The organism is Lapidilactobacillus luobeiensis (assembly GCF_024345205.1).
Lineage (GTDB): Bacteria > Bacillota > Bacilli > Lactobacillales > Lactobacillaceae > Lapidilactobacillus > Lapidilactobacillus luobeiensis.
This window is the reverse complement of sequence record NZ_BROC01000011.1, coordinates 57,074-69,902: the sequence shown is the minus strand read 5'-3', so window position 1 is coordinate 69,902 and position 12,829 is coordinate 57,074. Positions and strand designations below refer to the sequence as shown.

Here is a 12,829-nt window from a genome sequence, read left to right as displayed (position 1 = left end):
GTAAGCTGAACTTATGTGAAACAATTTTCATTTAGGAGTGGTGTGATGACTGGGCATAACTGGGCGCAAAAACTAGGGCTATTAAGTGTTTTCGGGTCAATAGTGCTGATCTTAGGCGCCTGTCAGCAAAAACCACGAGCAACGTTATATCAGCGCTCTTTTGATCAAGGTGTTGCGGCACTGGCAGCCAATAATATGGCTCGGGCGCAGGACTATTTTGAAGATGCATTGAAGGAAGCGCCTCGTGATCAGTCGGCGAAGCTTATGCTGGCGCAGACCAATCACTATCTTGTTGCGCAAAAGGCATTTGGTCAGGGCGATCTGCGGCAGGCTGCGGCTGAGTTAGATCGAATGGACCAGCGCGCAAATTTAGCGGAATCCTTAAAGGCAGCGGGTGCTGAATTACGCCAAGTTATTCAAACTGCTACCAAGGAAGCCACAACTGTCACCACCCAGATCGCACAGGTACAAACGGTTTATGCCCAACGTGATTATCAAGCGGCTAATACCCTTTTGATAAAAATGGATACGATCGATTGGCGTAATAAACCTTATTTGGCGAAGCTACACACCCAGTATAGTGAGCTGGGACGCTCGGTCCTTCAGCACCTTTTGCAGCAACGGCCTAGCGATGTTCTATTGCCTGAACAAGTCAAAACACCCGCCGAAGTTGCTGGCCGCGATCCAGTGGCAACAGATAATGAAGCCGCTACAGAAGCGACTGATCCTAATAACGCAACGGCTAGTGATAATACCACTCAGGAATTGGTAGTCAGCCAAACGACAGCTAGTTACTATCGGCAATTATTGGTTCGGATCATGGGCTATTCGTTAGCAACAATCACGCAGATCCCTGATGCGGCGATCGATGAAGCCTTTGCCCAAGCTCAAGAAAAAATGGGAGATGCCCGGATTGCTGCGACGATCCTTGAGGCTAATTACCCACAATTATTAGTTGAGCGCCGGCAAAGTTCAGTAACGACCTTGACCACAACGACTGCGGAAGAATTAGCGCAGAAGTATTGGGAAAAAGCGAACCAGTTGGCCCAGCAAGATTGCGAACCAATGTTAACGACAACTAACGCTGAAACAGGAACGATCACAGTTCACTTTGTGGGAGTCGGTGAGCCGAATTATACTTATTTATTGGATTTCACCGCCACAGGCCAGATCAATTGGCAAGATAGCACCGGCAATCTGCGCGTTCTTGGTGTTTGGAAATAGTCATTTGTCTTAGGGAAATCTCAGGATCCTCGCGCGCGTCGATCCAGATTTTGGGGTTGGTAAAAATAAAATGGTCATTATATAAAAGTGTCTGATCAGTCAAATGTGTTTGACCGACCCGACGCTTTTTTGAGAATTCTTTTGATCATGGCCAGGGATAAAAGCATTATGATCTTCCTAGTTCTAATAAAAAGCAAGTCAGTCGTTACTGATACTCTGGAGCAGAAACGTTTGGTCAACGGAGATCTGGGCGTTGAGTTTATTGGCTAGAGCACGGCTGTATTTTTTCTGAGCGACTTGATTTTGAATGAAGTTGTATTCTTGTTGGAAGGCTTGGATCAAGATCTCGTTTTGTTGATCTTGTAGGTCACGTGTTCCGGAAAACCGGCGATGTCGCTCGTCGTAGAATTTCCGAACTAAATTGATCTCGAAGTCATTATGGCCATCATACAAACTTGCTAAATAACACGATACTTCTTGGTAGGGTTCGTTTTCGATTTCTTTCATGCGTTGCCAGATTTTTTTATGCCGCGCCAATACGTCTTCATGACTGGTTTGATTAGACGGATATTGTTTAAGTAGTTCTCGGCGCAAACGACCGGCCTTGCTCCAAGGCAACCGGACCAGGATCACAAAACGGAAATAGAACTTGAGCTGGCGTACTAGCCCGCTTTGATTCTGTAACGCAGCTTGTCGCGCCAAATGATAGTATTTATCTGCATAGACTTGGTCGATTTTTCCAGCGTGGACCATATTATTGACCACGGCGGTCTCCACATTGAAAGCCTGCTCGAATAAGTCATCCAAGTCACGGCGGTTCAATTCACCTTGCATGACTTTTTGGCCATCGAGAGTTAGGACCACTTGGCTAACGCTGGGGCTAGCGCCAAAACGTGTTTGGACCATTTTGATCGCGTTGTCGACGATCTCGACCTTGGCGGCGGCCAGTTCGCTCAAAGTGAACGCCTCTACGCGGTTGGGTAGGATCAGCGGCAACACCAGACTGGGGACCAGTAAACTAATGAGGATCACGATCGTAGCGATGAAAATAATGTTGTTCCGATCGGGGAAGGGTCGGCCATTGATTATTTGTGGCAGGGAAAAGGCCATCGCTAAGGTGATAGTGCCGTGAATGCCGCCTAAGGCCATGATCAGACTATTGGTGAGCTTGTCGTGTTTACCCCAAGCTCGGATACGGGCAAAATCGAAATATGTCCAGAGAAAGCGGGTGATCGTCATCACCAAATAGAGTAGCAAGCCAACGCCGATCAGGATAAAAATCCTCACCAAACTTTGATTATGGATGTGCTCGATCACTTCAGGTAGGGAAACACCTAGGAGGACAAACACGATCCCATTCAGCAGACTACTAATGATCGTCCAAGTCGTGGTCAGTGTGATTTGAATCTGTGAAGTAGTCAAACGCAGGCGTTGACGCTGGATCCCGTGGATCAACCCAGTCATCACCACTGCCAGAATGCCAGAGACACCAACGCTCTCCGCCAGAAAATAAACCACGAACGGCGTCAACAATGAATAAGGTACGATCACGGAAGGGGTGTCAACACCAGCCCTGATCAGGCTCGAGCGACCAAGCACGATCAAATAGCCCACGACCATCCCTAATAAAATGCCGCCTCCAAAAACATAAAGGAAATTACCTAATCCCTTAATTAAGGAAAATTTTCCAGTGGCGTAAGCGGACAAGGCCAAGTTCAAGGCGACGATACCAGACGCGTCATTTAATAGGGATTCGTTCTCCAAGGTGGACATGACCGATTTGGGCACCACAACTTTGGTGGTCAACGAAGCAACGGCGACGGCATCGGTAGGGGTAATGATCGCGCCCAAGGCAAAGGCCAAAGAGATTGCGACCGTCGGCAACAGCCAGTGGGTGGTTGATCCCACCAACAGGACAGTCACGACTGCCAACGCCACGGATAAGGACAATGTCGTCCCCAACTGCCGCGTGAAATGCCTGATTTTGGTATTCTGCCCATCCTTGAACATCAAAACTGAAATGATCGCGAACAAGAAAACCTCGGGCTTCAGTTCGAACTTTTGGTAAAGAGGGATCAACGACAATAACAAGCCTGCGCCGATCTGTAAAAAGGCGACAGGGACCCGATTGAATTTGGCATAGAGCGCGTTAGCAGCCACGACCCCTGCTACTAACAGTAATATCAGAAAGACAGTTTCCATTGCGTTTGCCCCCACAGCACTTGATGCCTATTATTTTACTACAAGAAGTTTGAAGAGCGGTATTCGACGGTTTGAGTTCAGACCTGACCAGACTGATTTTTCTGATCATTAGTTTTCGGCTGATAGATGGTAGTACCACCATATCCATAGGTATGAAACACGCGCTACGGCAACAAAACTTCCCTGAATTTGATGTGGCACAGGCCAGCAAGGAGCTCACTGAGTTTTTGCTAAAAGGATTGGCACCAGAGCCTGAAGACGTCAAGTAAGCCAATTGATCAAACGTCTAGATTCTAGAAAGACTAGGATCTAGGCGTTTTTTGCTGACTTCTTGGCACCTAAATAGACATTAGAATTCTGATATCGTGTTATACTCAACTTGTCATAGTGATTTTGAGGGTGCTTTATTTTGGGAGTTTAAAAAGAATTTGGGGGTAAGTAAAATGAAACATCGGACAGGTTTTGCGCTGATGATGGTTCTACTATTATTGACGCCTTTTTTTGCGTTACCATTACGTTTGGTCGCCGCGGCGAGTGATCCCGTCGCTTCGATCAATAGTCAAATCAAAGTGGTCGATCAGGGGAATGGGAGTTCTACCGTTTTTAATGCAGGTGATACCTTGTTGGTCACGTCCAATCTTGGTTTTGGTGTGGCCGGTGATCAAGCATTGAAGAATGTGAAAATCAAACTGACCTTGCCGGCGACTATCTTTGAGAAGCCGGACTTCAGTGAGATCCAAGATGGGAAAGCGGAGCTGGGTCATGATGAGGCTGGCGATTATGTGATCACCTATACGCTACCATCACTACCGTCAGGGGTGGATTATGGCGTTTCATCAAAGGCTAAGCTGAAATTGGCCAACTTAGGCAAAACCTTCACTTTGCGGCAGCAAGTACTGAATGAATCAGGCGAACAACTGGCAGAATCAACTTTTGATCTGAAAGTTAGTGTTCCCCAGTTAAGGCCGCTGGTTAATGATCAAGTGAATGCTGTGACCAGTGCGCAGTTAGACGCGCAGCAACAACTGTTAGCGCCATTGTCACGTAAATTTCCCGTCACTACTTCATATAATGGCAATGGGTCAGTCGATATTCGACCGATCATTGTCAAGTTGACGTTGCCGCTGGGGTTGGATTTTGATGCGACCCAAGAATCAGCTTGGCAATATGATCCCAAAACACGAGAGGCAACAGTTCAGACCGATTATCTAGATAAAACGAGTCTGGAGCTGCCTTACACGCTGGCGCAGGGAACAGCGTTAACGGCTAAATTCCCGATCAAGTATCAAGTTACTTTTGCCAATGGCGATCTCTACCCGACCAAGGATGCCAGTGGTACTGCGACGGTTTCGCTAGGACTTGATGAAGTGAGTGAGAAGAAGCCGAAGGTCGAGATCCAACTACTGGGTCAGAAAAAATCAGATAATACTTATGACAATAATCTTGATATTAATGATATGACGGGTATGGCCCAAGAAAATATCAGGTTGTATATGAATGACGTCACAACTGAAGATAAAGCAGTACCAGTCAAATCACTTCGTTTGAACTTTGCGGATAAGAATGGATACGAGGATAATTCGACTTCGCTCAAGGTGATGGCACTTGCTCTAGAGGGACCGATCACGAGTGAGATGAAAGTCAATCAAGTGATCGGCAAGACGTTAAATGGGACGACCCAAGTTTTGGCTGAGAATTTAACGACTGATCGGGTTGAATTACCAGAGAATTTACAGCAACCGTATGCCAGGATTGAACTTGTTTTTGATCAGACGATTAATGTTGCACCATACACATCCAAGTCAGCGCTAGGATTAACTGTTTACGGAGAGTTTCGGCAAAGTTTTCTTGATCAATTCAAGCAAGCTAATGTACAGTCGAGAAGTTTAAGCTTATTAGGCAGTTACTTTCGAGATAGTTCATCGCAATATAGTACTGGTAGCGGACGGGCTGATCTCTATTTGAAAAAGCCAGCTTTGCCGGAGATTTCTAATGCAAGTTTAAATAAAGATTTAAGCGGATCATTATTACCTGGACAGATAATGTTATTAAATTTCGAACTGACAATACAATATATACTTGGTCGAAAGGTGCCAGCGCTTAAAGATGCGAAAATCTATTATTTTTTGCCAGATGGATTGATATACCAGCCCAGCGATTCTGCGCAAGTACATGGACTGAAAGACATAACAGTTATTCAGAATTATCAGGACAGTGGCAAGACGGTCGTGATTGGTACGCCAACTAGAAAGTTAGATGGTGACTTTGATAATTCAGACTGGCCAAATCGGCGTGGTGAATATAATTTCACTTTGCCAGTAAGGATGAGTCGTGTCTTTCAGTATCAGGCAAGGTTTCCATTAGAGGCCTATTTATATTTTACGAATAATGGTGCGACCTATGTGATCAAAAATCAAAATAGTACTAATATTTCGGAATCTTACTTCGTTGATTCACCAAAAGCAAATCCAGGTATCCCGCAGGCACTGCTTGATTTAACCGAAGCGCCTGATCGACTAGCCGGGGATGATTCAGATTTCACTTTCGCCCCTGAAAAGCGTTTGTATTTGAACGCGTTTGTTAAAGCGGCGGCTAATACAAATTTTGTCGCTAATCTTAGTCAGACGGCCAACGAGCAGGCCTTGACTTACCGTTTACGCTTGTTCAATAATTCCGAGCGGCCGATCGCGCATGTTGGGTTCATCAATGTTTTACCAGTGAAAGGGCAAGATGATTCTGCATTTTCAGTCAAAATGACCGGCCCGGTCAGTTTTAGTACGAATAATCAAACCAGTCGCTACAGTCAAAGTGATTTTGATATTTTCTATTCCACAGATGCGCCTACGGATGTGGCGACCGACTATCGTCAGGCTCATTGGGTAGCCCAACCTAGCGACTATTCAAAAGTGCGTATGATCAAGATCCAGGCTCATAATGGCGTTGATCTTAAAAATAGTGATGAGTTTTATTTTGATTATCCCGCAGTCACAGTTGGGGCAAGTGACGCGCCAGATCTTAGTTCCGTTCATAACGTGTTTGCTACCACCACTGACGCTGGTCAGACGACATTTACGCGCTCATCAGCGGCGGTCGTAACATTGAATCGCGATGACCAGTATTTCGTCCGAGTTCGGACCTTAGCGACGAAAACGGAAGAACCTTTACCTGGGGCGACTTTCCAATTGTATCGCCGTGAGGACCAACAAGATACTTTAGTGAATGATCAAGTCTATACCAGCAACACTCAGGGCGAATTTGTTTTGAGTGCGCTAGCTCCAGGAAACTATTATTTGAAACAGACCAAGCTCCCAGCTGGCTATGGTTTACCTCAGGGAACCAACGAAACTCAGACTAATGCTTTTACGGTCGCTGCTGGACAAAGCGGGGAATCTATCCTAAACATTTATAATGAAAAGTTGCCGGAACCAGTTGCCGGAAAAGTGACCGTCCATTACCAAGATGTAGAGGGTAACAAGATCGCGGACTCGGAAGTCCTGGAAGGCGACGTGGGTACGAAATATCAGGCCGAGAAGAAACAGGTGGCTGATTATACGTTCAAGGAAACCCATGGTGCTGACAGCGGTCAATTCACGGTGGCGAATCAAGAAGTGACTTTCATTTACGAGAAAGTGGTCGCACAAGGGAAAGTGACCGTCCATTATCAAGATGTAGATGGTAACAAGATCGCAGACCCGGAAGTTTTGAAAGGCGAAGTGGGTACGGAATATCACGCCGAGAAGAAACAAGTGGCCGATTATACGTTCAAGGAAGTCATCGGTGCTGACAGCGGTCAATTCACAGTAGCGGATCAAGAAGTGACCCTCATTTACGAAAAAGTGGTCGCGCAAGGGAAAGTGACCGTCCACTATCAAGATGTAGATGGCAACCAGATCGCGGACCCAGAAGTCTTGGAAGGCGACGTGGGTACGAAATATCAAGCCGAGAAGAAACAGGTAGCTGACTATACGTTCAAGGAAACCCATGGTGCTGACAGCGGTCAATTCACAGCAACGAATCAAGAAGTGACTTTCATTTATGAGAAAGTGGTTGCGCAAGGGAAAGTAACCGTCCATTACCAAGATGTGGAGGGTAACAAGATCGCGGACTCGGCGGAACTGAAAGGTAACGTGGGTACGGAATATCAAGCCGAGAAGAAACAGGTAGCTGACTATACGTTCAAGGAAGTCATCGGTGCTGACAGCGGTCAATTCAAAGAAGCAGAGCAAGAAGTGACCTTCGTTTATGAAAAAGTGGTTGCACAAGGAAAAGTGACCGTCCATTACCAAGATGTAGAGGGTAACAAGATCGCGGATTCGGAAGAATTGACAGGTAACGTGGGGTCGAAATATCACGCCGAGAAAAAACAGGTAGCTGACTATACGTTCAAGGAAGTCATCGGCGCTGACGGCGGTCAATTCACAGTAGCGGATCAAGAAGTGACTTTCATTTACGAGAAAGAAACGCCGCCGGAACCAGATGAAGGTCAGGTGATCGTCAATTATCAGGACGAAAATGGCAAAGAGTTGGCTACTGCGGAGATCCTCACAGGAATAGTGGGGACGCCTTATCAGACTACAGAGAAGATGGTTTCTGGTCATAAAGTAGTCAGAAAAATTGGTGTACCAAATGGTACTTTTACTGCTGGCGCTCAACAAGTGACTTACGTGTATCGTCAAGTCGATTCTGTCGTCGTTAGCCCTGACGAACCTGATCAGCCGGAAAAGCCAGCGACACCAAACAAGGTGAACAAGCCACAAACAAACAGACCGGTACAATCGGCTAAATCATCAGGGAAAAGGACAGGGCAGCACCAATTACCACGGGCTAGTGAAAAACAACGAACAGTCTTGTCTTGGATCGGACTATCTTTAGCTATTGTGATCGTTGGTGTCGGGTTAGAACAGTCACGAGATCGGCGCCATGACTAACTCGCGTGGGAGAACACTAAGCTAGGACCTACCCACAGGGCACCTTATGCTAGTGAAATAGTAATAAAAAAGGCTGAGTGATGCTGCAGAGCGACTCAGCTTTTTTGGTGTCAAAATCAAGTTATGGCCAATCTTGATAATTAATCGACAAATTAGATTCTTATTATTTTTCCTTTCTGTTAGATTGTGCTATTATTTACACATAGAAAGCGGTTACTTATTGCTGCTTAATTGGGAAATTATTGGGGAATTTGAGGAGGAAGACAAAATGAAGTCGAAGTTACGTCATTTATTGATGGCTTTTTTGCTGTTGGCTCAAATATTGGTTGCGCCAGCAGGTTTAGTCAAGGGGGCTGAGGAAACTGGGCCCGCAGTTAGCGGTCAGCTAACTGTTCAAAATCCGTCTACTGTTGGGTATCCTGTGGAAAAATCGATCGGTATGAGAACAAGTATTCAGGTATCACAGCAGGCATTGGACCAAGGGAGTATCCGGATAACGCTATCAAAAAAATGGTTCTCTGAGCCGCAAGATACTGATACTACAAGCGCGGCCGCTCAAGTTGAAAGTGTAGAACGAAGCGCTGATGTGGATAATTTCTATATTACATTTAAGTTGAAACCTATCGGTGCAGGCACTTTTTCAGCGGAATATCCATTTTCAGTACGGCCGCTGAGTCCAAACATCGCCGGATCTGTTGCGTCGGTTAAGCAAGAGATATTTGGCAATGGTCAGGACACAGCGCTGGCAACTAGCAGTTTGGACTTATTGCTCACCACAGTGCCACGAGGATTCGACTATGTTTGGCCAACTAAAACAATCTATCAAGAAAAGGAACTGAATAGTGACAATGAATCTTTAGAGGATCGTGCAGTAACACTAGCTAGTCCGGGTGATCGAACGGGAACAGATCGGCGCGGCTTAGATGTGACCTTCACTTTTCCTGAGAATGTTACATTTAATGATACGCAGAGTAATCGTGATGCTGGTTGGCAGTTTGATGCAACGAAGAATACCGTGTCTCTCCATGTACCTAATGATCAGCCGTTAGCAGCTTTAGATTTGATCGTTAAGGCAGGCACAAAAGTTGGTAAAATAACACTTCCGCTTTCTTATCGATATCCAAATAGCGCAGATATTGTTGGTACAACGACTGCAACTCTCGAATTAATAGACGCGCGCACGCTGGCCGCAAAAACCGTTGTTCCACAGTTGATTCGTACTTTTCCTGGATTGAAGGACGACCAAGGTAATGCTTTGGGCAGGGCCAATATTAACCAAATAGCTGACCACCAGCCGGTCTCGACTAAGATTTGGTTTGTTACGAAAGGGAGTCTAGCAGCGCTTGGTATGGATGACCACTTGAAACTCACACGGTTAACGATCACACCAGATAGTTTTGCAAAGGACGGCGATGATATTGTCTCTACGAATAGAATCAGCTTTTGGGGAAGCGTTCCCAGCAATGCCTTTCAAAATCAGTTAATTGGGATCGATAAAGAAAAAAATGAAACTGTTTTAGCGACCAATATTGGATCTGGTGGGCAGACCTTCGATTCATTGATTTTACAAAAATATAATTTGGTTGAATTGCGCTTCACAGCTGGTCCGATTTTGTTGAACTCTTCGGAAATGGGATTATTATTGGACCAAAGCGTGATTCCTGAAGAAGTAGAGAAATTTAGGCAAAGTGAGTATAGTTCAATAAGACTTTCGGAAGCAGTCCGAGCGGGCTACGAAAGTAATTTTGTAATAAAGGATGTTTATAATAGTGCTGGTGAAGATAGCCTTTTGCTGACTAAGACGACCCTTCCTAAAATTCGTAACGAGCGCTTCACATTGACACACATAGAAGATGGCATTTTTTATTATGGACCGGATAATTATTTCTTGGTTTCCAAGGCATTTAATTTGTCAAGTTTCTCTGATTCGAAGGCCAAATTGGATAATCCACTAGTTTATTTCATTGTGCCGAATGGGGTCACTTACGATAGCTCCCAGAGTAGTTTGGTCAAAGGATTAAGGGATATCAAGGTTCAGCGTAATTTTAATAATTCTGGCAAAACTGCGATTATTGGTACTCCGGATTCAGTGCTGACCACGACTACAATGAATGTTTTTGGTGTTAATGAAAGTTTTACGATTCCTTTGATTGCCGAGAACATTCTTCGTAGCGGAAAAAAGAATATTGAGACGTATCTTGCCTTCACTAATAATAATGGTAATTATAGTTCCTTATTAGGCGATAGCTCAGGACAGTCCGTTGAGGTCACGACTTCAGTGAATAAAGATAAAGAGTGGCCCGAATATACGAAAGTTATTTATGAGGCGGTAGATAATCCTGAGAAGAGACTTGCTGATGAGTTTTCAGTAAATTATATGGGGCCAACTGAACTAGTAGCGTCAAGCACGGTCAAAGCAAAGGGCGACAGCACATTTGTGACGCAATTATCTGGAACTGCTAGTAAATTGCAACAATTGACTTACCGAATGAATTTATACAACCCGGGAAATGCGACAGTCAAGAAATTTGGAATGATCACACAGTTACCACGTCAGGGTGATAAAAAGGGTTCAGAATTCAATGTTTATTTAAATGGTCCTATCGTTACCCAAAATGGCGAGGATAGTCCCGATGATTTCTCGAAGGCTTTTAATATTTATTATTCAACTTCAAGCGACCAGCCTGACCAAGAAGGATTTGATAACGATACTATTTGGAAAACGGCTGATCAAGTCACTGATTTTAAAGGTGTTACCATGATCAAACTACAACTCAAGTCAGGAATCGATATTTTACCAAAGACGGATGTTAACTTTGACTATCCCGCAACGGTCAATGCAAGTGAGCTAGATCCTAATGCAATCGCGCGGACAACTGTTGGTTCGACCATCGCCACGGGTGCAGATCTAATCTATACACCTAATGTTGAAGTTGCCGTTGAGGAGTCAACCGCAATGGCCAAAATAACCAAAGTTGATGCTATCACAGGGGACCATTTAAATAATGCTGTTTTTGAGCTTTATGATTATGATTCCGATCAACAGCTTAATGCGGATCAGATCTATCGAACCAATACCTTGGGAGAATTAAAAATTCCTAATTTGGTTCCTGGTCATTACTATTTGAAGGAGATCCAAGCGCCGATTGATCATGTGCTCCCCGAAGATAAGAAAGCAGAGAAAGAAGCAAATCAATTCAGTGTTAAAGAGAATCAGGAAGACGCGGTTGAACTGACAATTAAAAATGTTCCGATTTCGGGAGCTTTGCAATTAACAGCCCAGGATCAAGATACCCAAGAATTGCTTGCTGGAGCTAATTTTGGTCTTTATCTTAATGGCGTCCAAGTGCAAGAGCTCACCTCAACAACTGAAATCAGTCTTTTAGATAAATTATTGCCGGGCGTTTATACGATCAAAGTGTTGACAGCGCCGGTGGGATATAAACTAAACGATGCGGCTGAACAGAACTTTAAGATCGATCAAGATCATAAAGATGCAAAAATAACGTTCAACTTTCAAAAGTTACCCGTACCCGTGCAAGGGAAAGTGACCGTCCATTACCAAGATGTAGAGGGTAACAAGATCGCAGACTCAGAAGAACTGAAAGGCGAAGTGGGTACGGAATATCAAGCTGTCGAAAAAGCGGTAGCCGATTACACGTTCAAGGAAGTCATTGGTGCTGACAGCGGTCAATTCACAGAAGCAGATCAAGAAGTGACTTTCATTTACGAAAAAGTGGTTGCACAAGGGAAAGTGACCGTCCATTATCAAGATGTGGAAGGTAAAAAGATTGCAGACTCGGAAGTCTTGGAAGGCGAAGTGGGTACGGAATATCAAGCCGAGAAGAAACGGGTGACCGGTTATACGTTCAAGGAAGTCACCGGTGCTGACAGCGGTCAATTCACAGCAGCGGATCAAGAAGTGACCTTCATTTACGAAAAAGAAACGCCGCCGGAACCAGTTGCACAAGGCCAAGTGACCGTCCATTACCAAGATGTAGAGGGTAACCAGATCGCAGACTCGGAAGAACTGAAAGGTGAAGTGGGTACGGAGTATCACGCCGAGAAGAAAGTTATTGTGGGATATGATTTTAAGGAAGTCAAAGTGCTTAATAATAGGTCGCAAACAGGTCACTTCACCGAAGTGCCGCAAGAGTTGGTTTTTGTCTATCAAAAGCAAGCAGTGACACCAGAGAAGCCTGATGAAGTCGATCCACAACCGGAACAACCAAAACAACCGGATAAAGCAACTAGTGCGAATAAAGTTACCAAGCAGACGGAAAAGGCCAAATCTAAACAAGCACGCTTACCACAAGCTGGCAATCGTGAATCGATGAGCGCATTGCTGATAGGTTCGATCCTCTTCCTCTTGATTGGGGTAGTTATTATTAAGAAAGAAATAGAGCAATGATTGCTTCATGATCATTAAGATAAGACTTTTAGATTGTATTAACGGGAAATGTTCAGTTAGCGAA

The 12,829-nt window shown here is 44.8% G+C and carries 4 protein-coding genes; 3 read left to right on the top strand and 1 reads right to left on the bottom strand.

The window, feature by feature from the left end; translation table 11 throughout:
• Positions 1-45 precede the first annotated feature (45 nt).
• Entirely contained in the window at positions 46-1,224 is a 1,179-nt protein-coding gene (locus OCU21_RS05525) for a tetratricopeptide repeat protein (protein ID WP_261806463.1), read from the top strand.
• 198 nt (positions 1,225-1,422) lie between these two features.
• Here the strand turns inward: OCU21_RS05525 and OCU21_RS05520 are convergent, their stop codons facing one another.
• Entirely contained in the window at positions 1,423-3,426 is a 2,004-nt protein-coding gene (locus OCU21_RS05520) for a cation:proton antiporter (RefSeq protein ID WP_261806462.1), read from the bottom strand.
• Positions 3,427-3,869: 443 nt separating this feature from the next.
• Here OCU21_RS05520 and OCU21_RS05515 point away from each other — a divergent pair, with 443 nt between their 5' ends.
• Both OCU21_RS05515 and OCU21_RS05510 read left to right on the top strand, forming a co-directional pair.
• The gene (locus tag OCU21_RS05515) at positions 3,870-8,354 is read left to right on the top strand and encodes a MucBP domain-containing protein (RefSeq protein ID WP_261806461.1); all 4,485 of its coding nucleotides are present in this window, start codon (positions 3,870-3,872) and stop codon (positions 8,352-8,354) included.
• A gap of 268 nt (positions 8,355-8,622) precedes the next feature.
• Positions 8,623-12,765, top strand: coding sequence for an MSCRAMM family protein (locus OCU21_RS05510; protein ID WP_261806460.1), 4,143 nt, complete (start codon positions 8,623-8,625; stop codon positions 12,763-12,765).
• Positions 12,766-12,829 lie beyond the last annotated feature (64 nt).